The organism is Streptomyces sp. NPDC104226, from assembly GCF_055584085.1.
The window spans coordinates 417,512-437,486 of record NZ_JBVJMS010000001.1 but is presented as its reverse complement, the minus strand read 5'-3'; the positions used below and the strand labels follow the sequence as shown (position 1 = coordinate 437,486).

Annotated in this window: 18 protein-coding genes and 1 pseudogene; 10 read left to right on the top strand and 9 right to left on the bottom strand. The window is 73.6% G+C overall.

From position 1 onward, the window contains the following. The first annotated feature begins 23 nt into the window (after positions 1 to 23). Positions 24 to 1,505, top strand: a complete 1,482-nt coding sequence (locus ACZ60J_RS01990) for a purine-cytosine permease family protein (protein WP_469678152.1) — start codon at positions 24 to 26, stop codon at positions 1,503 to 1,505. A gap of 6 nt (positions 1,506 to 1,511) precedes the next feature. On the opposite strand, the gene ACZ60J_RS01985 is transcribed toward ACZ60J_RS01990, so the two are convergent. Continuing rightward, complete coding sequence (locus ACZ60J_RS01985; protein ID WP_469678151.1) at positions 1,512 to 2,420, bottom strand: LysR family transcriptional regulator; 909 nt, start codon at positions 2,418 to 2,420, stop codon at positions 1,512 to 1,514. 118 nt (positions 2,421 to 2,538) lie between these two features. Here ACZ60J_RS01985 and ACZ60J_RS01980 point away from each other — a divergent pair, with 118 nt between their 5' ends. Together ACZ60J_RS01980 and ACZ60J_RS01975 are read left to right on the top strand one after the other, a co-directional pair. Beyond that, a complete protein-coding gene (locus ACZ60J_RS01980) occupies positions 2,539 to 3,309 on the top strand; it encodes an SDR family NAD(P)-dependent oxidoreductase (protein ID WP_469678149.1) in 771 nt (256 codons plus the stop codon). Between the two features lie 62 nt (positions 3,310 to 3,371). After that, complete coding sequence (locus ACZ60J_RS01975; protein ID WP_469678147.1) at positions 3,372 to 3,584, top strand: tautomerase family protein; 213 nt, start codon at positions 3,372 to 3,374, stop codon at positions 3,582 to 3,584. Between the two features lie 28 nt (positions 3,585 to 3,612). On the opposite strand, the gene ACZ60J_RS01970 is transcribed toward ACZ60J_RS01975, so the two are convergent. Continuing rightward, entirely contained in the window at positions 3,613 to 4,263 is a 651-nt protein-coding gene (locus ACZ60J_RS01970) for a helix-turn-helix transcriptional regulator (RefSeq protein WP_469678145.1), read from the bottom strand. A 67-nt stretch (positions 4,264 to 4,330) separates the two neighbouring features. Between ACZ60J_RS01970 and ACZ60J_RS01965 the strand changes: the two genes are divergently transcribed. Further along, on the top strand, positions 4,331 to 4,855 hold the full coding sequence (locus ACZ60J_RS01965) for a GNAT family N-acetyltransferase (RefSeq protein ID WP_469678143.1): 525 nt from the start codon (positions 4,331 to 4,333) through the stop codon (positions 4,853 to 4,855). A 15-nt stretch (positions 4,856 to 4,870) separates the two neighbouring features. On the opposite strand, the gene ACZ60J_RS01960 is transcribed toward ACZ60J_RS01965, so the two are convergent. Next, complete coding sequence (locus ACZ60J_RS01960; protein WP_469678141.1) at positions 4,871 to 6,214, bottom strand: helix-turn-helix domain-containing protein; 1,344 nt, start codon at positions 6,212 to 6,214, stop codon at positions 4,871 to 4,873. A gap of 139 nt (positions 6,215 to 6,353) precedes the next feature. On the opposite strand from ACZ60J_RS01960, the gene ACZ60J_RS01955 reads away from it, so the two are divergent. Together ACZ60J_RS01955 and ACZ60J_RS01950 are read left to right on the top strand one after the other, a co-directional pair. Further along, on the top strand, positions 6,354 to 7,715 hold the full coding sequence (locus ACZ60J_RS01955; RefSeq protein ID WP_469678139.1) for a M64 family metallopeptidase: 1,362 nt from the start codon (positions 6,354 to 6,356) through the stop codon (positions 7,713 to 7,715). Positions 7,716 to 7,801: 86 nt separating this feature from the next. Further along, positions 7,802 to 7,960: pseudogene (locus ACZ60J_RS01950) on the top strand (winged helix-turn-helix domain-containing protein); the annotation flags it as partial. A gap of 15 nt (positions 7,961 to 7,975) precedes the next feature. On the opposite strand, the gene ACZ60J_RS01945 reads toward ACZ60J_RS01950, so the two are convergent. Beyond that, positions 7,976 to 8,584, bottom strand: a complete 609-nt coding sequence (locus tag ACZ60J_RS01945; protein ID WP_469678137.1) for an SGNH/GDSL hydrolase family protein — start codon at positions 8,582 to 8,584, stop codon at positions 7,976 to 7,978. Between the two features lie 174 nt (positions 8,585 to 8,758). Here ACZ60J_RS01945 and ACZ60J_RS01940 point away from each other — a divergent pair, with 174 nt between their 5' ends. Next, positions 8,759 to 9,154, top strand: coding sequence for a hypothetical protein (locus ACZ60J_RS01940; RefSeq protein ID WP_469678135.1), 396 nt, complete (start codon positions 8,759 to 8,761; stop codon positions 9,152 to 9,154). A gap of 6 nt (positions 9,155 to 9,160) precedes the next feature. On the opposite strand, the gene ACZ60J_RS01935 is transcribed toward ACZ60J_RS01940, so the two are convergent. The 3 genes from ACZ60J_RS01935 to ACZ60J_RS01925 form a co-directional block, all read right to left on the bottom strand. Then, the gene (locus ACZ60J_RS01935; RefSeq protein ID WP_469678133.1) at positions 9,161 to 9,853 is read right to left on the bottom strand and encodes an aspartate/glutamate racemase family protein; all 693 of its coding nucleotides are present in this window, start codon (positions 9,851 to 9,853) and stop codon (positions 9,161 to 9,163) included. Positions 9,854 to 9,898: 45 nt separating this feature from the next. Continuing rightward, positions 9,899 to 10,978, bottom strand: coding sequence for an FUSC family protein (locus ACZ60J_RS01930; RefSeq protein WP_469678131.1), 1,080 nt, complete (start codon positions 10,976 to 10,978; stop codon positions 9,899 to 9,901). A 128-nt stretch (positions 10,979 to 11,106) separates the two neighbouring features. Further along, entirely contained in the window at positions 11,107 to 13,230 is a 2,124-nt protein-coding gene (locus ACZ60J_RS01925; protein WP_469678130.1) for a PIG-L family deacetylase, read from the bottom strand. 408 nt (positions 13,231 to 13,638) lie between these two features. On the opposite strand from ACZ60J_RS01925, the gene ACZ60J_RS01920 reads away from it, so the two are divergent. Together ACZ60J_RS01920 and ACZ60J_RS01915 are read left to right on the top strand one after the other, a co-directional pair. Then, on the top strand, positions 13,639 to 13,977 hold the full coding sequence (locus tag ACZ60J_RS01920) for a hypothetical protein (protein WP_469678128.1): 339 nt from the start codon (positions 13,639 to 13,641) through the stop codon (positions 13,975 to 13,977). Positions 13,978 to 14,611: 634 nt separating this feature from the next. Continuing rightward, on the top strand, positions 14,612 to 16,189 hold the full coding sequence (locus ACZ60J_RS01915; protein WP_469678126.1) for an alpha/beta hydrolase: 1,578 nt from the start codon (positions 14,612 to 14,614) through the stop codon (positions 16,187 to 16,189). A gap of 13 nt (positions 16,190 to 16,202) precedes the next feature. Here the strand turns inward: ACZ60J_RS01915 and ACZ60J_RS01910 are convergent, their stop codons facing one another. After that, positions 16,203 to 17,651, bottom strand: a complete 1,449-nt coding sequence (locus ACZ60J_RS01910) for an FAD-dependent monooxygenase (RefSeq protein ID WP_469678124.1) — start codon at positions 17,649 to 17,651, stop codon at positions 16,203 to 16,205. A 41-nt stretch (positions 17,652 to 17,692) separates the two neighbouring features. Here ACZ60J_RS01910 and ACZ60J_RS01905 point away from each other — a divergent pair, with 41 nt between their 5' ends. Next, positions 17,693 to 18,379: a TetR/AcrR family transcriptional regulator C-terminal domain-containing protein gene (locus ACZ60J_RS01905; protein ID WP_469678122.1), complete on the top strand. Its 687-nt coding sequence runs from the start codon at positions 17,693 to 17,695 to the stop codon at positions 18,377 to 18,379. 32 nt (positions 18,380 to 18,411) lie between these two features. Here the strand turns inward: ACZ60J_RS01905 and ACZ60J_RS01900 are convergent, their stop codons facing one another. Then, positions 18,412 to 19,974: an MFS transporter gene (locus tag ACZ60J_RS01900; protein ID WP_469678120.1), complete on the bottom strand. Its 1,563-nt coding sequence runs from the start codon at positions 19,972 to 19,974 to the stop codon at positions 18,412 to 18,414. Position 19,975 lies beyond the last annotated feature (1 nt).

Here is a 19,975-nt window from a genome sequence, read left to right as displayed (position 1 = left end):
TACGACCGCAGACGGAGGGCTCCATGGCATCCAGGGACACCGGCACCGGTACGGGCGCGGGCGCGGGCTCGGGTGAGGGCGCGGGCTCGGGTGAGGGCGCGGGCGCGGGCTCGGTCGCGGAGACGGACCGGCCCGGCCGCATCGAGGCCCACGGCATCGACCACGTGCCCGACCGGGAACGCCACGGGCGGGCCCGCGAGCTGTTCGCCGTCTGGGCGGCGGCGAACGTGAACTACCTGAGCATGGTGGTCGGCGGCGCCCTGGTCCTCATGGGCCTGAGCCTGGGTCAGGCCGTCGCGGTCATCGTGGCGGGCAGCCTGTTCTGGGCCCCGATCGGCCTGCTCGCCGTCTCGGGACCGGCCTCGGGCACACCGAGCGAGGTGGTCGCCCGGGCGATGTACGGCATCCGCGGGAACCGGGTGAACATCGCCGTCAACGGCTGGCTGCTCTGCATCTGCTACATCGCCCTCAACCTGGCCGCCGCCGCGGCCGCCGCCTTCGTCCTCGTGGAGAAGGCCGGCATCGACGCCGACAGCGGTGTCAAGGTGGCCGTCGTGGTGGTCATCGCCGCCCTCACCCTGGCCATCGGCGTCTACGGACACGCCACCATGGTGAAGCTCTACCCGCCGATCGCGATCGCCCTCACGGTCACGTTCGCCGTCGTCGCCGGCTACGTCTGCACCCGCGCCGACCTCGGCCACCAGGCCGCGGAACCCCTGACCGGCGTCGACCTGTGGGCCACCCTCGCGGCCGGTCTCACACTCATCGCCTCGGGACCGCTCTCGTACACCAACAGCGCGGACTTCTCCCGCTACCTGCCGCGCACGGCCTCCCCGCTGGCGGTGGCGGGCTGGACCGCGCTCGGCGGGTTCCTGCCCGGAGTCCTCCTCACCTCGCTGGGCGCCCTCGCCGCCACCGTCGTGGACATGGCCGAACCGCAGGCCGGGCTGGAGGGCATCCTCCCCTCCTGGTTCTCACCCGTGTTCCTGGCGGCGATCGTGCTCGGCACGATCGCCAACAACGCCATGACCGTCTACAGTTCCGGCCTCGCCCTGCAGGCCGCCGGCGTCCGAGTCCGGCGCTCCCTCGGGGTCCTCGTCGACGGAGCGCTCGGCGTCGCGGTGACCTTGTACGCGCTCCTCGTCTCCGACTTCCTCGACACGGTCGCCAACCTCCTCCAGCTGACCGTCGTCGTGCTCGGGCCCAGCACCGCCGTCTACGCCACCGACATCCTGCTGCGCGGCGGGCGCTACGACGGCCCCGCGCTCACCGACGAAACCCCGGGCAGCCCCTTCTGGTACACCGGAGGCGTCAACTGGGCGGGCGCACTGGCCCTGACGGCGGGCATCGGGGCGTCCGTCCTCTGTGTGGACACCCTGTACACGGGCCCCGTCGCCCGGGCCCTGGGCGGCGTGGACCTCTCCCTGCCCGCCGGGATCATCGTGTCGGCCTCCGTCTACGGGCTCCTGATGCGCCGTTCCCTCCGGGGCCGGGCCGCCGGCTGATCCTCCTCAGTCCGTGCGCGGAGCTTCGAGGCGGCCGACGAGTTCCTCGACGAACGCCTCCAGATGGGGCGGGCGGACGCCGGTCCGGGTGGCGACGAACCACGTGCGGGTCAGCGGCTTCGCACCCATGCGGACCAGGGCCAGACCGTGCGAGGCCGTGTAGGGGGAGGCCACCCAGTTGGGCAGGACGGCCAGGCCCTGGCCGCCCGCCACCATCTCGATCACCAGGTCGGTCACCACGGGCATCGTGGTGATGCGGGCCGGCCGCGCCCCGGCGGGGATCGGCAGCGGCATCGACGGGATGCGCTTCTGGTCGTAGAAGTCGTAGAGGACCAGGTCCTTGCCGTCGAAGTCGCGGGCGGTCACGTGTGCGCGGGACGCCCACGGGTGCCCGGCGGGCACCACCGCCACCATCTCGTCCTCGAACAGCCTGGTCAGGGACACCCGGTCCATCTGCAAGTCCGGCTTGGTCACCAGAGCCACGTCGACCAGGTCGGCGAGCAGAGCCGGGATGGGGGCGTCGTCCGCGACGGTCTCGATCCGGACCTCGATGTCCGGCTCGCGGGCCCGGAAGGCGCGCAGGACGGGAGGCAGCCACGGGAAGGTCGTGCTGCACTGCGCGGCGAACCGCACGCGCCGGTCCCGCCCGTCGCGTAGCTCCCGCAGGTCGCGCGAGGCCGATTCGAGTTCGCCGAGGACGTGGCGGGCGGCGACGAGGAGCCGGCGGCCGGCGGCGTTCGGGACCAGTCGGCGGCCCTTCCGGTCGAAGAGCGGCATGCCGAGACGGGCCTCCAGCCGGGTGAGCCGCTGGCTCAGTGCCGGCTGGCTGACGTAGAGGAGCTCGGCGGCGGCGGTCAGCGAGCCGGCCTCGGCCGTGGCCTCGAGCAGTTCCAGGTCGCGCAAGTCCACATCCATAACGCTGGATTATCACATGCTCCATATTCCGTCGTGGTGTTATGGATCGAGGGCTCCTAGGTTCCTGGTGTCGGCCACCGGAACTCCCCCGTCGCCGCCCACGAAAGGGACACCTTCCATGAGCGTCACCAGCAGCACCACGGCCGGCGTCACCGGCACCACGACCGCCCTCGTCACCGGCTCCTCCAGCGGGATGGGCCTCGACATCGCCCGCGCCTTCCTGGCGGCCGGCGCGAACGTCGTCCTCAACGGCCGCGATGCCGACCGTCTCGCCAAGGCCGCCGCCGGCCTCGGCCATCCGGAGCGCACCGCCTGCGTCCCGGGCAGCACCGCCGCCCGGGAGACCGGTGAAGCGCTCGTCCGCACGGCGCTGGAACGGTTCGGGCGGATCGACGTCCTCGTCAACAACGCCGGCACCTTCGAGCCGAAGCCCTTCACCGACGTGACGGAGGAAGAGCTCGACGGCTATCTGACGGGGAACCTCAAGGGCACCTACCTCACCACGCAGGCGGTCGTACGGGCCCTGCGGGCCCAGGGCCGGGGCGGCAGCATCGTCAACATCGGCACCGTCCTGGTGGACCACGCGCTGGCGGGCTTCCCGGCCACCGCGCCCGTGGTCAGCAAGGCCGGTGTGCACGCGCTGACGACGAGCCTCGCGGCGGAGCTCGCCGCCGACGGGATCAGCGTCAACCTGGTCGCGCCGGGCATCATCCGCACCCCCCTGCACGCGGGCGCCGACGTGGACTCCTTCGGCGGCCTCGCCCTGCAGGACCGGGTCGGCGAGGTCGCCGAGATCTCGGACGCCGTGCTCTACCTCGCGGGCGCCGGGTTCGTGACCGGCCACGCCCTGCGGGTGGACGGCGGCCACGTCACCGGCCGCCGCATCTGACGCCCCTGCCCGTTCCGTCCCGTCCCGTCCCGTCCCGTCCCGTCCAGAGAAGAGGAATCCCCGTGCCGTACGTCAATGTCAAGATCACCCGTGAAGGCGCCACCGCGTCGCAGAAGGCCGAGATCATCGCAGGAGTCACCGACCTGCTGGTCGAGGTCCTCGACAAGGACCCGGCCACCACGTTCGTCCTCATCGAGGAAGTCTCCCTGGAGGACTGGGGCGTGGGCGGCGTGCCGACCGACGAGTACCGCCGTCGCAAGAGCGCCCGCGCCTGAGTCCTGAGTCGGGAGGACCGGGCCCTGGTCAGGCCGGGCGCAGGTCCGCCGCGCACAGGTCGGGGCCGATGAACGGCAAGAGCCGGACCGTGCTCCCGCTGGCCTCCAGCAGGCCGTCCAGGACGCCCTGGTGGACGGCGCACACGACCTCGGGCCGGGACCGGGCCAGCTCCCGGTACGGGCACGCGTCCAGCAGTACCCGGCGGGTGTCGGGGTCGGGCCCCGCTCCGTCCCGGGGTGCGAAGCCCATCCGGGCGGCCGCGGCGAACACCCGCTCGGCCGCGGGCCCGCTCCCCGCCAGTCGGCGCCCCCAGTCGAGGCCGGCCTCGCGCGAAGCACCGGGGCCGCCTCCGACCGCCTCGGCCAGGGCCTGGGCGAGCTCCCGGAAGGGGGTGTCCGCCGCCTCCTCCCGGGGATCGGGCCGGGTGGCCGCGTACCGCAGCCGAGGGCGGCCCCGTCCCGGCCCGGCCGAGGCGGTGGCCGAGACCAGGCCCGCCTCGGACAGGGCGGCCAGGTGATGGCGGACGGTGGCGACCGAAAGCCCCGTGGCGGCGGCCATGTCATCGACGCCCAGCAGGCCGTCCGCCTCCCGCAGCAGGGCCATCAGGCGAAGGCGCGACGGCACGGCCAGGGCCTGGTGGACCCGCTGGACATCCACATCACGGGGCATTTCGGTCATGAACCCAATATAATCGATGCCGATTGCCTAAAAGCTGCCGGTTCCGGCGGACTGTTATCGTCCGGACATGCCCGAGCTGATCACGCCCACCCCCCGTCTGCACGATTCCTGGCTCGCCGCGCAGGAGGAATGGGGGCCCGACGCCCACATGGACGGCGCGGGGCTCGTCGCAGACGACGACGTCGACAGCCCGGAGGGCTTCGCCGCCTGGACGCGGCGGCTGCGGGGCTACGGGGACCGCACGGTGCCGCTCGAACCCGGACGCGTCCACGCCACGTACTGGTGGATCGCCGAGGGGGACGAGTACCTGGGCGCCATCGACCTGCGGCACTACCTGAACGGATTCCTGCTCGATGCGGGAGGCCACATCGGCTACGGCGTGCGCCCCTCGGCCCGCCGCCGCGGACTGGCGACCTGGGCCCTGGGCGAGGTCAAGCACGAGGCCCGGCTGCTGGGGATCGACCGGGTGCTGCTCACCTGCGATCCGCAGAACCAGGCCTCGATCCGCACGATCGAGGGCAACGGCGGCGTGCTGGAGGACGTCCGCGAGACCCTGGTCGGCCCCAAGCGGCGCTACTGGATCGATCTCTAGAGACGGCCTGGCCCGCTACCGCGGCGCCGGGAACGCCGGCGCCGCCGGTGCCGGGCCGAGGGTGGTCGTCCCCGGAGCCGCGCGGTGGCCCAGGCCCGTGCGGTAGGCGTCCAGGGCCGCCTCGGTGCGGCCGGCCCGGCGCAGCAGATCGCCCAGGAGCCGGCACAGGTCCGCGAGGTCGCCCGTCGCTCCGCTGCGCTCCAGCAGCGCCAGGGCCTGCACGTAGTGCTCCTCGGCGGAGTCGTACGCGCCCCGCTCCTCCGCCATGAGGCCGAGGAGCCGGTGCGCCCCGCCCGCATGGACCGCGCCGTGGCTGTCGCCGAGGTCCAGCAGTGCCGAGAGCAGCCCGGCGGCTTCCTCGTACCGGCCGAGCCGGCGCAGTACGTCGGCCAGCTCGACCTCCACCTGCGCGGTGTACAGGGCCGCCCGCCCGGCCGAGAGCATGTCCCGGGCCGTGCGCAGTTCCCGCTCGGCGGAGGGCAGGTCCCCGTTCTGGGCGTGGACGTAGCCGCGCATCCAGTGGCAGTGCGCCAGATCGGTCCGCAGCTGTAGCTGCCCGTAGATCGCCTGGGCCTTGGCCAGGGAGGCGTCGGCATCGGCCACGCGCCCCTCCGTCAGGAAGGTCCGCGCGACCTGCCGGTGCATGCCCGCCACCAGGGCCGGGTCGGTGACCCGGGGGGCCAGCGCCAGGGCTAGTTCGGCGGCGTGGGCGGCCCGGGCGTGGGCGCCCATGTCGATGTACGGCCCGATGACCGCGGCGTAGAGCAGGACCAGCGCCTCCGGGTCGGCCAGCCCGCTCGACCCCAGCTCGTCGATGGTGGATTCGAGCAGGTAGCAGGCGTAGCGCAGTTCCCCGGCGAGCAGGTGCGCCACGGCGCGGCCGCGGATCGGGCGGGCCCGGCGGGGGAGCGGCTCGTCGGCGAGAAGTCGTTCGGCCGCCTCGAAGTGGCTTATGGCTTGGGCCAGTTCACCCGTCTCCAGGGCGCAGTCGCCGAGTCCGAGCAGCGCCCCGACCCGTTCGTCGGCGAGCCCGAGGTCCTCCGCTTCGGCGAGCAGTCGCCGGTAGTGGACGGCGGCCTCGTCGGCGGCGCCGGAGGCCAGGATCTGCTGCGCGTCGGTGAGGGCCAGGCGCAGTTCGGTGGCGAGTCCGGCGGGGCGTCCGGTGGCCAGTTCCTCGTAGGAGGTGCCCAGTCGCCCGGCCAGGTGGCGCAGGGCGGCCTCGGAGGGGCGCACCTTGCCCGCCTCCAGCGTGGAGACGTAGGCCGGGGTGTAGGCGGGCTCCGCCAACTTGCGCTGTGTCAGGCCGAGTTCGATGCGCATGCGCTGAACCCTGCGGCCGATCTCGGCCGGTTCGTCCATGGGATCCCCCTGGTTGCTCGAACTGCCCAGTATTCAGGGGCGGCAGGGGATTGCGCACCCGTCGTGCGCCGCCTAATTTAAGCAACCGATTCAATCTGCTTACATCCAGGTTTAACTCCCGTCGCCACAGGAGGACTTCATGCACCACGTCAGACGCCCGGCCGCTCCCCGGGCGGTCCTGCGGGCAGCCGTCGCGGCGGCCTGTGCGACCGCCGCACTGCTGGCCGCCGGTCCCGTCCGCGCGGCCGACGCCTCCGTGGCGCCCCGGCTGGTGGTGGAGATTCCGGGCCCGGAGCAGGGCGATGACGCCGGATCGGGCCACACCCGCGTGCCCGCACGGGGCGACCGGGCGGCCGGGACGGGCGCCCGGCTCTCCGAAGCGGAGCGCGCGGCGGACGGCGAGGTGGCCAAGCTCGTCGACAACGGCCCCACCGCCGACCGGCTGGACGTGGTCGTGGTGGGCGACGGCTACACGGCGGCCGAGCTGGCGAAGTTCCACACCGACGCCCAGGCGAAATGGGCCGAACTGACGGCCGTGGAGCCGTACGCCACGTACCGCAACCTCTTCAACGTCTGGACGGTCGACGCCGTCTCCCGGGAGTCGGGCGTCTCCGGCGACCCCGACCGGGCCACCGTCCGCGACACGGCCCTCGGCGCGTACTTCTGGTGCGAGGAGATCGAGCGGCTCCTGTGCATAGACCAGCCCAAGGTGGACTCCTACGTGGCCAAGGCGCCGGAGGCCGACCTGGTCATCGTCCTGGCCAACAGCGCCAAGTACGGCGGCGCCGGCTACAACGAGCCCAGCGCCACCCTCGGCTACGAGGGCATCTCCACCGCCTCGGCGGACAACGCCAAGTCCGGCCAGGTCGCCATCCACGAGACGGGCCACTCGCTCGGCAAACTCGCCGACGAGTACTTCTACCCCGGTGTTCCGGACTACGAGACGTACACCGGGCCCGAGCCCGCCGAGTCCAACACCTCCAAGCTGTCCGCCGACCGGATGGCCGCCCGGCGGGCCAAGTGGCACCGCTGGCTGGGCGAGCCCTCCCCGGACGGCGGCACCGTCGGCGCCTACGAGGGCGGCGGATACTTCGTCACCGGGCTCTACCGGCCCACCGACAACTCGTTGATGCGGGTCCTGGGCAAACCCTTCAACCTGCCCGGGGTCGAGGCGATGATCGCTGGCTTCCACCAGCACGCGCGGACCGTCACCCCGCTCACCCCGACGGACCGCACCCTGCGGACCCGGCACACCGCGAAGGCGGCCGTACCCCGCCTCACCGGCAGTGACGGCCGCCAGCTCGCGGTGCGCTGGTACCTCGACGGCCGGGAGGTCAAGCGACTGGCGGGCCGGACCGAGGTGACGGTCGCCGAGCTGCGGCTCCACGACCTCCGCACCCACACCCTGTCGATCACCGCCGAGGACCGGACCCCCTCGGTCCGCGACCCGGAGATCGCCCGCACGCTGCGCTCCACCGCCGCCTGGACCGTCCGCCGGTAGCCGGCGGCCGGGGCGGCCGGCACGCACGACGACGGCGCGGGAGCCCACCGCTCCCGCGCCGCCACCGGGAACCGCCTCCACAGGCGCTAAGCGCCGAAGACCTGCTCGAACAGGTGTGGGACGAGAACGCCGACCCGTTCACCAACACGGTCGCGGTCACCGTGGGCCGCCTGCGCCGCAAACTGGGCGGCCCCCCGATCATCACGACGACCCCCGGCGTGGGCTACCGCATCGCCGCTCCGCCTCTCCCAGCGGGCTGGCTAGAGGGGGTTCAGCTCTCCCAGTCCCAGCGTGCGCAGGGTGTGGTTCGCCATCCGCAGATGGCCGACCGCGTTGGGGTGGGCGGCGTCGTCCAGCCAGGAGATCGGGTCCGACGTGCCGTGGTGCTCCAGCCAGTGGGCCTCGTGGTCGACGAGCAGCGCGCCGGTGTCCTTCGCGATCTCCCGTACGGCTTGGCAGTACGCGGGGAGGGACGCGCGCCGCTCCCGGCCCGCCAGCCCGACCAGCACCGGGGTGTGCAGGACGACCTGCGTCCGCGGAGCGGCTCCCGCGATGATGCGGCGCATCGCCTCGTGGAACGCGGGGAGTCCCTCCTCGCCGTCGATGCAGTCGTTGGTGCCGAGGGACACGGAGAGCACGTCCGGGTCGAACCGGCCGATGAGGTGGTCGTGGAGCGCGAGCACGTCGGACGCACCCCATCCGGAGACCCCGGTGTTGACCACGATGTCGGTGGGCCGGTTCAGCTGCCACCGGATCCGCTCGTGCACGTGCTCGACCCAGCCGCGCGCTCCATGGGTGTGCAGCACGGCCTGGGTGATGCTGTCCCCGGTCGCCACCCAGGTCATGGGGCTCTGCGTCAGCCGGATCATCGGTGTGTCCCTTCCACGTCCGGTCGCCGCGCGCCTCCGTCGGCCGCGGCGCCCCGTCGACGGGTCATGCTGCCCGCCCAAGATCGTTCGTACAAACGCCCGCCGGCCGGCAGGGCCGCGCGGACCGGGACGGATAATGGCACGGCACGTACCGAGCGGGGAGTTGAAGGACCGATGACGCTGAACGAGGGCCGCCGGGTGAGGCTGGCGGCCGACACCCGGCTGACCGACTGGGTCGCGATGACGGAGGATCCTCCGGGTTCCGAGGGGGCCGCCGTCGCCGGTTCGCTGTCGTTGGCGGCGGGCACCGAGGGCACCGTGGTGCGGGTGGTCGAGCACGACCTCCAGACCGACGATGCGCGCGAGTACGAGCGGCTCAAGTCGCTCCTCGACGCCTACGGCGCGGGCATGCCGGCGGAGAGCAAGAAGCAGCTGGAGGAGAAGGTCGCCGGCCTGGAGCCCGCGTGGGAGGCCTACCGTGCGGAGCCGCTCCGGGTGACCGTCCGGGTGCGCTTCGACAACGGGTTCATCCTCGACGACGCACGCGAGGACGTCTTCGTCCCCGCCTGACGGGCCTCAGGGGGCGAGGGCCGCGTCCACCGCCGCCTCGGCGTGCAGCCGGGCGGTGGGGAAGAGCGGTACGGGGCTGTCCGCGGGGCCGATGAGCAGCTCGATCTCCGTGCACCCCAGGACGACTCCCTCGGCGCCTTCGGCGACGAGGTCCTCGACGACCCGGCGGTACGCGGCGCGCGATTCCTCGCGGACCACGCCGAGGCAGAGCTCCTCGTAGATCACCCGGTGGACGAGCGCACGTCCCTCGGGGCCGGGGACGAGCACGTCGAGCCCGCCCGCGGCCAGGCGGCCGCGATAGAAGTCCTGTTCCATCGTGAAGGCGGTGCCCAGGAGCCCCACCCGGCGCAGTCCGGCGGTGCGGACGGCGGCTGCGGTGGTGTCCGCGAGGTGCAGGAGCGGCACGGAGACGGCGGCTTCGACCGGGTCCGCGACCTTGTGCATGGTGTTGGTGCAGATCAGCAGGAGGTCGGCGCCCGCCGCTTCCAGTGACCGGGCGGCCCCGGCCAGTACCTCGCCGGCTTCCTCCCAGCGGCCCTGGACCTGCAACCGCTCGATCTCCGCGAAGTCGACGGAGTAGAGCACGCAGCGCGCGGAGTGGAGTCCGCCGAGGAGTTCGCGGGTCCGCTCGTTGAGGATCCGGTAGTACTCCGCGGTCGACTCCCAGCTCATACCGCCGATCAACCCGATGGTCTTCATGGAGTGATCATAAGGGGAAGATTGCTATGGGTGTCCATTCATAAGTCAGCCTTTGAGATCCTGTGGGCGGGGCTCCAGCACGTCCAGGACCCGGTGCAAGGGCCGGCGCAGGGCGACGGCGACGGGCCGGGGATCCGCGCGGGCGTAGGCGGCCAGCCCGTCGCGGGCGGCGGCCACCGCGGCCGCGGGATCGTCCCCCGCCAAGGCGTCCTCGACGGCCCGCGCGGTGAGCGAGGCCAGTTCGGGAACCCGGAGCCGGGCCCGCGCGAGCTCGGGAGCGAGCTCGTCGCGGCAGGTGAACGCGTCCACCTCACCGGCCAGGGTCGCCACGTGCACGGCGAGTCCGTCGGCGGTGGCGATGCGCTCGGCCCGTAGGCGTACGGCGGCGCGCTGGTGGCGGCGCAAGGGGTTGAACCGCAGGGAGCGTTCGGCCTCGCGGGCGCGCGCTGCGCCCGTGTGCACCGCTTCGACGTGGGCGTGCACCCGGGCGAGATTGTCGCGGGCGGCGGCCGGACCGCCGCCCAGCACTGCCGCGGTACCGGTGAGGGAACGGCTCAGGCGCGCGGAGCAGTCGCCGGCGACGGCCGCCAGGATGCGCTGGGGGTCGGGCGGCCACAGCAGCGGAGCGAGGAGGATGGTGACCGCCGCACCCGCCGCGGTCTCCCAGATGCGGTCGAGAGCGTAGGCGTCGGGGGAGGTGTTGGCGAAGACCAGCAGCGATGACAGAGCGACCTGGATGTTGCTCGTGCCGCCGGCCCGCAGGACCATGCCGACGCCCAGGCCCAGGGCGACCACCAGGGCCAGGGTGAGGGGGGAGGGCTGCCACAGGTTCAGGACGGCGATCGCGATCAGCACGCCCGCGACCACACCCAGGATCCGCTGCAGCGAGGTGCCCAGGGCCGTCATCGGATCGCCGCGCAGCGCCACGAGCGGGACCATCGCCGCGAACACCGGCGGCTGGTCGGCGCCCAGCCACAGCGCGACCTGCCAGGCCACGGCAACGGTGACCACGATCCGGGCGGCGGCCGGCCCTTCGGCGCGAAGGAGCTCGCGGACCCGAGCGGCCCGCCCGGTCCGCCCGGCCCTCCCGGCGCGGTGCGCCGTGGCGGAGGCGGGACCGGTCATCCGTGCTCAGCCGCGCTGCATGCGGTCGTCATGGGAGCCCCGATCGCAGGTCGAGTGGGGTGGGTCGGTGTCGGATGCCGGCCCCTGCCGGACCCGGCGCGATCCGCCGCCATCCTCGCCCGCACCGCTCAGCGCTGCCACCCGGAGCTCGCGCGGTAGCCCGCGCCGCCTGCCGCAGGCGGGACGGCCGGGTACCAGGGCGAGGAGGCGGGACGGCTGCCGAGGGGCTCGGAGCCGCCGGGGGGAGCGGTCGTGACGTGCAGAGCGGCGTCCAGGCCGAGTACGGCGCCGACGGCCGTGCCGTCCTGCGCGGTCAGGGCCGCCGGGGCGCCGGTGTAGTGCATCTGGGACTCGTACCAGGACGGTCCGCCGTCCGTGTTCGCCACGCCGACCGTGCCCGCGCCCGCGCGGCCCGCGAGCAGTCCTCCCGCGACACCGACGGAGCCGTAGCCTCCCTCGCCGCCCACCTCGGTGACCGGGGAGAACTCCGGTGCGGTTCCGCCGGCGGTGGCCAGGCTCGTGGCGACGGTACCCGTACCGGGGCGGCGGAAGTACAGGGCGACACCGGCGCCCTTGGGGCCCGCCGAGAGCGGTCCGGTGATCGCCGGCAGCCCGGTGGGGACGGGAGCGCCGAGCGGGGCGTCCGGGGTCTGCTGGACCCAGGCCAGCACGCTCTGGCCCGTGGCCGCGTACACGTGGCGGCGGCCGGCCGCGTCCGTCGCGGTGACCGGGTCGCCCCGCAGGCCGGAGCCGCCCAGGGACTCCCATGCTCCGAAGGTGCCGTCGGGCGCCGACTGGGTGCTGGCGCGCAGGGTGCGCTGGGAATCGCGTACGTAGACGGTCATCCGGCCGGTACCGTCCAGAGCCACCGCCGGAGTGCTGATCGCCGAGGTGCCGGAGAGGTCCTCCGTGTCCGGGGTGCCCAGCGACAGCAACGGGCCGAAGGCGCCGTCGGGCGCCGCCTGGACGGAGTACACGAGCTCGCGCCGGTACTCCTGGGCTGTGGCGCCCAGCGTGGTGCGGGTGCCGAAGACCGCGACCCTGCCGTCGGGGAGCCGGACCGCAGTCGCTCCCGTGTCCATTCCGGTTCCGTCGAGGAACCGGGGCCCCTGCCACGGGGCGTTGGGGCCGCCGCGCGACCAGTAGGCCATCCGCCCGTCCAGCACGCCGAAGGCCCACAGCCGGCCGGACACGCCCTCGGTCATCCAGGAAGTGCCATCGCCCCGGCCGTAGCGGATGGTCCGGTTCCAGCCGGAGCCGGCGGGCCGGGTCGCGGTCTTGCGGTCGCCGCACCCGGCGGGGCTGCCGCACCAGTTCTCGTGGTCGGACCAGGCGTAGGTCTTGAGGTAGCCGAGCTTCTCCTCGGCGGCCTGCGGGTCCAGCACCGGGGGCAGGGAGCTGTTGGGGTAGCTCACATAGTTCTGGACCGAGAAGTGCGGCCGGTCCGTGGACTTCGCGTAGCGCTCGGTGGCGGCCTGCACGAAGCGGGCCCCGTATATGTGGTCCTGGTGATCGAAGAAGACGCCGCCGCGCACCCGGCCGGGAGTCGGGTCCTGGGTCCGTATGGTGGTCGGCCGGTACTGGGCGAGGACCCCCGCGATGGCCTCCACGACCTGGTCCCTGTCGTACGAGAACCCGGGCTCGACCGGCGTCCCCGAGCTGAGCTGGGCCTCCAGGGCGGGGACCCGGCCGTCCCACAGTCCGCGCAGGCTGTCCGGGCTGTCCCCGGAGATGGTGCGGGCTTCGCGCAACTGCATCCACACCAGATTGACCTCGGGCCGCGCCATGAGGACGTCCACCTCGGCGCTCCCGCCCCCGGCCGTGGGTATGGAGCGGCGCTGCCAGGCGCTGGTGCGGTCACCGGTGGCCATCTGCGCGTAGGCGGCCCGTATGCCGTTCTGCCGGGCCTCCGCGTACGCGGCGTGGTCGGCCGGGCCCGCGGGGTCCTGCAGGTGGGGGCTGTGCGCCTCGTTGCGGCCGTCGGACTCGCCGGAGGTGAGGTAGACGGTGGTGACCTTGATGCCCGTCGATATGGAACGGCTCAGGTCGGGATTCATGAAGTAGAGGTCGTCGTCGGGATGTGCGACGACCTGGAGGACCGTGCCCTCGGTCACGCTCGGGCGGCGCGCCGCCTCGGGGCCCGCCGACTCCGGCGTCGTCCCGTACCCGTAGGCCCAGGTGGTCACGCCGACGGCGCCGACGGTGAGCGAGGCGAGCAGGCCCGCGATGCGGGTGCGGCTGGCCAGGGACATCTGCAACGCCTCGGGGCTCGGTCGGTCGGGTGCGGAACATGGGCTGCGGGGTGGGTCCTTGCCCCGTTGGCCCCACCGCTTTTCGGAGACGACCGGGCCCGATTATGCCTTCCGCGCGTGCGCCTGACACACCGTCGGGTCGAAAATCAGGTGGTATGAGCCATCTCGGATTGATCAACCCAATCAATGCGTTTTGTCCGGATAGGTCTGGGGTGAAATCCCGTCCCCCGCCCGCCGGTCCGGGGCGGGTCGCGGCGCTGCCGCGTACGGTCGAGGCGCAGGTGGGCGCCGTGAGAGGCCCGGACCTCGGACCTGACGAGGAGTCGGCGACCGGGGGCGGATCGTGCGGGGCGGCCGGGGCGAGGGGGCGCGCCGTGTGTGAGCGGATCCACACGGCGGACGCCGGTGGTGAGACGCGCGGGTGAGGGGCGCGGCGCTGCCGACGGGCCGGACCGACGGTTGCTGATCACCGGGGTGGACGCGGCCACCGGCGAGGCCGTGGTGTGGGGCCGTACGAGCGGTGTTCCGCTGGTGCAGGCCGTGGCCGCGCGCAGCGCTTTCCCCGGAGCCGAACCGGCCGTCGCCGGCGGAGGGCGGCGGTCCATGGACGGCGCCCTGCGTGCCGGGACGAACGCCGACCTCGCGGCCGGGGCGCGCACGCTGGTCGTTGTAGCACCCATGGCGCGCACCTGTTCCCCGGTGGGCCGCGTGAAGGGCGGCCGGAGTCCGCAGGGGACCGGACCGTGATGACCCTCGGACCCGCCCCGGACGCTGTGCGGGCGTTCGGACCGGACCTGCGGGATCTGGCGCAGTGGGAGCCGGCGTACCGGGCCGGTCTCGCTCAGGGGAGCGCCGCCGCCGAGGGGCTCCGTCCGGTGTGGAACACGGGAACCGGCCCAGCCCGACAGCGGCCGCTCCCGCGTGGTCCCCACGAATCCCGTGAACCGGCGGCCCGGGCCCGCGGTCATCCGGTCGGTCCAGCCGGACGGGGTCACCGCCGGGCCGAACCCGCTTGCCGGGGCCGCGCGTTCCGCATCCCGTCGAGGACGCCGTCTATCCCGCCCGCCCCACGGATGCGAACCTGAACCTGCCGCTCAGCCGAGCGCGGGCGCCCACACACCCTTCCCCCCCCGGACCCGGCCGCCCCTGCCGTCGAACAGCCATCAAGGGAGTGCACTGCATGCAGACCCGTTTAGGCCGTCTCTTTCGGATCTTGCCGGGCCCGCGGCGTCTGGTACCGCACCTGGCCGCACTGCCGGGGCGACCGCGTACGCCCAGTACGCGAGCGCCCCGGCGGCACGCCCAGGCACGGCACCAGACGCCGCGGGCTCGACCGACAAGATCCGAAAGAGACGGCCTGGCCGATGAGGCGCGCAAGCGAGTGGTGTGGGGGATAGCCCTCGTCCTGATCGCCGTCACCGCGCTGCTCGGAGCCGGGCCGGGGGCCGCCACGGCCACCGCCGTGCCCGCCCCGCCCGTACCCGTCCTGTCCTGGGGGCCCTGCTCCGGCGGAGAGGACGACGGCTTCGAGTGCGCGACCGCCCGGGTACCGCTCGACTACCGCAGGCCCACCGGAGCCACGATCCCGCTGGCCGTCACCCGCCGGCTCGCCGCCGACCCGGCCCACCGCACCGGCGTGCTGGTGCTGCACCCCGGGGGTCCCGGCAACTCGGGCGTGGACTTCGCCCGCAACAGCTACGCCGCACTCCCCGCCGCCCTCCGCGACGGCTTCGACGTCGTCGGGTACGACATGCGGGGCGTGGCACGCAGCGGCCAGGTCGAGTGCTGGAACGACGCGGAGTACTCGGCCGCCGTCGACGCCGCGCGCGGTGTCCCGGGACCGGGCGCGCTGCAGACCGCCGTCCGGCAGGGCCGGGAGTTCGCCGCCGCCTGCCGCGAACGCTCGGGCGGCCTCGTGCCGTTCGTCGGCACCGGCTCGAACGCCAAGGACCTCGACCTGCTGCGGCAGGCCCTCGGCGAGGAGACGCTCACCTTCTACGGCCGTTCCTTCGGCAGCTACGTCGGTACCGTGTACGCCGCGCAGTTCCCCCGGCGGGTGCGTGCCATGGTCCTGGACGGGGCCTACGACCCGCGCCGCTACGCCGACGTGCCGTACGCCTACGACGCCGCGCAGTTCACCGCCCTGGACACGGCGGTCGGCCGGTTCCTCGACTGGTGCGCACAGAACGCCACCGCCTGCGGATTCGGTGACGGCGCACCCCGCCAGGCCTTCGAACAGCTCAAGCGGGACCTCGACGCCGATCCCGTCATCACCGCGAGCGGACGCCCGGCCACCGGCTACACCCTCGCCTACCGCCTGATGTTCAACATCAACTCGGGCAAGGAGATCTGGCCCTACCTGGGTGAGGCCCTGGCCCTGGCCCTGGCCCGCAAGACCTCCTTCCTGCTGTCACCCCCCTCACCCGCGTCCTTCGACTTCCTCAACGTCAACCTGGCCGTCGAGTGCGCCGACCGCGTCTACCCGACCGGCAAGCTCCTCCTTGGCGCCCTGGTCGGCGCGGAGGCCGCCTCCTCGCCCCTGCTCGGCCCGCCCATCGGCCTGGGACCGCCCACCTACGACCACAACCACGCGCCCGCCTGCGCGCAGTGGCAGGCGGAACGCCCCAGCCGCTACGAGGGCTCCTACCGGGCGGCCGGCTCCGCCCCGATCCTGGTCCTCGGCACGACCGGGGACCCGGACACCCCGTACCGGGACGCCGTGGCCCTGGCCGGCACGCTGGACGCCGGCCGGCTCCTGACCTTCTCCGCCGAGGGGCACACCGCCTACAACCGGAGCGCGTGCGTCAGCGCCCTCGTCAACGACTACCTGGCCACCCTGGCCCTGCCCGCACGGGGCACCGTCTGCGCGGACGAGACGCCCCCGGAGGCACTCGGCCGGCGCACCACAGGGCCCGTGGAAGCCGACGAGACGAACGATGTGATCCCCACTCTGCGCTGACGGGGGATCCGCCTCAGCTCCCCGCCGCCGGGGAGCCGGGGCGGGTCAGGCGGGTGAGGTAGCGGGGCAGTCCGGTCGCGTCCTCGCCCGCCCAGCCGACGTACCCGTCGGGCCGGACGAGGAAGAGCCCCTTGCCGTACGGCTCGTACGGTCCGATCCGGTGGACCTGCAGGAACTCCGTTCCCACGGGCGGCAGTTCGGTGTCGGTGCCGACGGCGAGCAGGGTGAAGTGCGGTCCCCGGAACAGGTCGAAGAGCCTGCGGCCGTCCGGCAGCGGGCCGTCGGGGGCGCGGTCCCCGGCTTCCAGGGCGCCCGCGGCTCCCTCGGAGAGCGGGCCGCCCCGGTAGCCCAGGCCGAGCTGGCGGGTGGCGCCGCCGCGTTCCTCCTGGCCGCGGTGGATCCGCGTGGACAGGCCCAGGACGTGCGCGGCGACGGGCAGGCGCTCCTGCTCGTAGGTGTCCAGGAGTGCGGGGTCCGCGCCGTGCCGCAGGACCTGTCCGAGCTTCCAGCCGAGGTTGTAGGCGTCCTGCACGCTGGTGTTGAGGCCCTGGCCGCCCGCGGGGGAGTGCACGTGCGCCGCGTCGCCCGCCAGCAGCGCCCGGCCGGCACGGAAGCGGTCGGCCAGGGCGGCCCGCGGCCTGAAGTCGGAGGCCCACCGGACCTCGGTGACGTCCTGCGCGCCGAGGTGGGTCCGGGCGGCGACCGCGGCGGGGATGTCGGCGATGTCGGGGTCATCCGTCCGCGCGACGAACTGGTACTCGTCGGTTCCGGGCAGCGGGCACAGCGCGGCGTAACCGCCGTCCGGGCCCGGGAACAGGTGCCAGTGCTCGCGGTCCAGTGCCCCGGGGCGCAGCCGGACGTCGGCCACCACCATGGGGGCGGGATCCACGGTCTCGCCGGTCATGCCGATGTCCAGGGCCTTGCGGACGGTCGAGCGGCCGCCGTCGGCGGCGACCAGGTAGGCGGCGCGCAGCGTACTGCCGTCCGACAGATGCGCGGTGACCCCGTCGGCGTCCTGGTCGAAGCCGGTCAGTGCGGTACCGAAGCGGACCCGGCCGCCCAGTCCGGTGAGGCGCTCGAACAGGATCTCCTGGGTGCGCCACTGGGGCAGCAGCCGGGCGCGCGGATGCGGCTCGGTGTCCGTGGGGCCGCCGACTCCGCTGTCGCCGAGCATGTCGTGCTCGCCCACGGGCCGGCCGTCCTGCCAGATCTGCCCGATGGGTGCGTGGGCGCTCGCCTCGCGGACCGCTTCCCCCACGCCGAGGTCGTCGAAGACCTCCAGGGTCCGCGGCTGCAGCCCCTTGCCCCGGGAGCCGGGGAACAGGGTGTCGGCCTGCTCGACGACCAGGGCGTGGACGCCGCGGCGGGCGAGGTCCAGGGCCAGGGTCAGTCCGGTGGGGCCCGCGCCGACGACGAGCACGTCGGGAGCCCCGATTTCCTTAACGCTGTTAAGTGCGGTCATGGGTACGAGACTGCGCTTAACGCTGTTAAGTTGTCAAGGTGGTGAGAGAAGAACGAGAAGCAAAGCCCGAACGGGCCCGGCTCGACCGCGCGACGGTGGCCTCCACGGCCCTGCGGCTGCTCGGAGACGTGGGCCTGGAGGGGCTCACCCTGCGGGCCATCGCCAAGGAGCTGGACGTCAAGGCACCCGCCCTGTACTGGCACTTCAAGGACAAACAGGCGCTGCTCGACGAGATGGCCACCGAGATGTTCCGCAGGATGACGGCCGACCTGGACGCGACCAGTCCGCCCGGCGACTGGTCACAGGCGCTGGAAAAGGCGATGCGGGGACTGAGGGAGCACCTGCTGCGCTACCGGGACGGAGCCAAGGTCTACAGCGGCACGCACTTCACCGACATGAGCTACGCCGCTCCGATGGAGGCCCATCTGCGGACGCTCGTCGCGGGCGGTTTCACGGCCGCGGGTGCCGCCCGGGCCTGGTTCACCGCGTACAGCTACACCATCGGGTACGTGATCGAGGAACAGTCGATGGGCCCGCTGCCCGGCACGGGCGGCGAGGGCTACGACCTGGAGGCCCGCGCCGACCGGCTCGCCGGGTACCCGCTCACGGCCGAGGCGGGCCCGGAGATGTTCCGCGATCAGGACGCGGGCTTCGAAGCGGGCCTCGCGGCCGTGCTCGCGGGCATCGCCGTGACCCTGCTCCCGCCCGCCGAACGGCAGGGCACGTAAACCGCGTCGGCCCCGTCAGCCCCGTCAGCGCGTCAGCGCGTCGGGGCGGCGGCCGCCGGGCCCCGGGGGTCGCGGCGGGCCGACGCCGGGGCGGTGACCAGGACGGCCGCCGCGGCCGCGCCCAGCAGCATGATGCCGGCCGCCCACCAGAGCGCGACGCCGAAGCCGTGCACCACGCCCTGGGCCTCGATCAGCCGCTGCGCCGGGGAGGAGGGGGCGCCGTGCGCCGGTCCCGCGAGGTGCGAGGCGACGTAAGCCGTGGCGGCCGTGCTCGCGATGGTGTTGAGGAGCGCCGTCCCGATCGCCCCGCCCACCTGCTGGGCGGTGTTGACCGTCGCCGAGGTGACCCCGGAGTCCTTCCGCGCCACGCCCTGGGTGGCCGTCGACATCACGGGCATGAAGACCAGGCCCATCCCGAACCCGAGGACCAGCATCGCCGGGAGCACGTCGGTCGCGTACGAGGAGTCGACCGTCAGCCGCGTGAGCAGGGCCAGGGCCAGGGTGGCCAGGAGCAGCCCCGGGACGATGAGCGCGCGGGGGGCGAGCCGGTCGAGGAAGCGTGCGGAGACCTGCGTCGCACCGGTGATGATCGCCAGGGTCATGGGGAGGAAGGCCAGCCCGGTCCTGACGGGGGAGTAGCCGAGGACGAGCTGGAAGTAGTAGGTCATGAACAGGAACAGGGCGAACAGGGCGATGGTCGCCAGCGCCATGGTGACGAGGCAGCCGGCCCGCGTCCGGTCCCCGATGATGTGCGGCGGGAGCATGGGGTCGCTCGCCCGCGCCTGCCACCAGGCGAACGCGGCGAGCAGCGCCGACCCGCCGACCAGGAGGCCGACGACCAGGCCGTCGGACCAGCCGCGCGGTTCCGCCTCGCTCAGCCCGTAGACGATGGCCACCAGTCCGCCGCACCCGAGGACCGCTCCCGGGACGTCGAGCTTCGCGCCCGTACGCCCCGTGGCCCGCAGGACGGCGAAGGCACCGACGATCGCGATCGCGGCGATGGCCACGTTGACGTAGAGGCACCAGCGCCAGTTCAGGTACTCGGTGAGCAGGCCTCCGGAGATCAGGCCCACGGCCCCGCCGCCGCTGGCGATCGCGGCGAACACGCCGAAGGCCTTGGCGCGTTCCCTGGGGGTGTCGAAGGTGGTGGCCAGCAGCGACAGGGCGCACGGCGCGAGCAGCGCCGCGAAGACGCCCTGCAGCGCCCGGGCCGCGAAGAGCATGCCCGGTCCGCTCGCCGCACCGCCCAGGGCGGAGGCGACGGCGAAACCGCTCAGGCCGATGACGAAGGCCCGCCTGCGGCCGATGAGGTCCGCGATGCGCCCGCCGAGCAGGAGCAGTCCGCCAAAGGCCAGCGCGTAGGCGGTGATCACCCACTGCCGGTTGCCGTCCGACATCCCCAGATCGCGCTGGGCGGAGGGGAGCGCGATGTTCACGATCGTCGCGTCGAGGACGACCATCAGCTGGGCCAGTCCGATGACGGCCAGCGCCCACCAGCGCCGGGGGTCGGGCGGAGCCGACGGTGCGCCGTCGCCGGCGGGCCGGGCTGCGGCGTCGGACATCGGGCCGGATGGGGTTCCGCTGGCGGACGTCATG

Bases quoted from the DNA above. Each gene is read 5' to 3' on its own strand.
- ACZ60J_RS01990 (WP_469678152.1), top strand. From the start codon at position 24: ATGGCATCCAGGGACACCGGCACCGGTACGGGCGCGGGCGCGGGCTCG.
- ACZ60J_RS01985 (WP_469678151.1), bottom strand. From the start codon at position 2,420: ATGGATGTGGACTTGCGCGACCTGGAACTGCTCGAGGCCACGGCCGAG.
- ACZ60J_RS01980 (WP_469678149.1), top strand. From the start codon at position 2,539: ATGAGCGTCACCAGCAGCACCACGGCCGGCGTCACCGGCACCACGACC.
- ACZ60J_RS01970 (WP_469678145.1), bottom strand. From the start codon at position 4,263: ATGACCGAAATGCCCCGTGATGTGGATGTCCAGCGGGTCCACCAGGCC.
- ACZ60J_RS01965 (WP_469678143.1), top strand. From the start codon at position 4,331: ATGCCCGAGCTGATCACGCCCACCCCCCGTCTGCACGATTCCTGGCTC.
- ACZ60J_RS01960 (WP_469678141.1), bottom strand. From the start codon at position 6,214: ATGGACGAACCGGCCGAGATCGGCCGCAGGGTTCAGCGCATGCGCATC.
- ACZ60J_RS01955 (WP_469678139.1), top strand. From the start codon at position 6,354: ATGCACCACGTCAGACGCCCGGCCGCTCCCCGGGCGGTCCTGCGGGCA.
- ACZ60J_RS01945 (WP_469678137.1), bottom strand. From the start codon at position 8,584: ATGATCCGGCTGACGCAGAGCCCCATGACCTGGGTGGCGACCGGGGAC.
- ACZ60J_RS01940 (WP_469678135.1), top strand. From the start codon at position 8,759: ATGACGCTGAACGAGGGCCGCCGGGTGAGGCTGGCGGCCGACACCCGG.
- ACZ60J_RS01935 (WP_469678133.1), bottom strand. From the start codon at position 9,853: ATGAAGACCATCGGGTTGATCGGCGGTATGAGCTGGGAGTCGACCGCG.
- ACZ60J_RS01930 (WP_469678131.1), bottom strand. From the start codon at position 10,978: ATGACCGGTCCCGCCTCCGCCACGGCGCACCGCGCCGGGAGGGCCGGG.
- ACZ60J_RS01925 (WP_469678130.1), bottom strand. From the start codon at position 13,230: ATGTCCCTGGCCAGCCGCACCCGCATCGCGGGCCTGCTCGCCTCGCTC.
- ACZ60J_RS01910 (WP_469678124.1), bottom strand. From the start codon at position 17,651: ATGACCGCACTTAACAGCGTTAAGGAAATCGGGGCTCCCGACGTGCTC.
- ACZ60J_RS01900 (WP_469678120.1), bottom strand. From the start codon at position 19,974: ATGACGTCCGCCAGCGGAACCCCATCCGGCCCGATGTCCGACGCCGCA.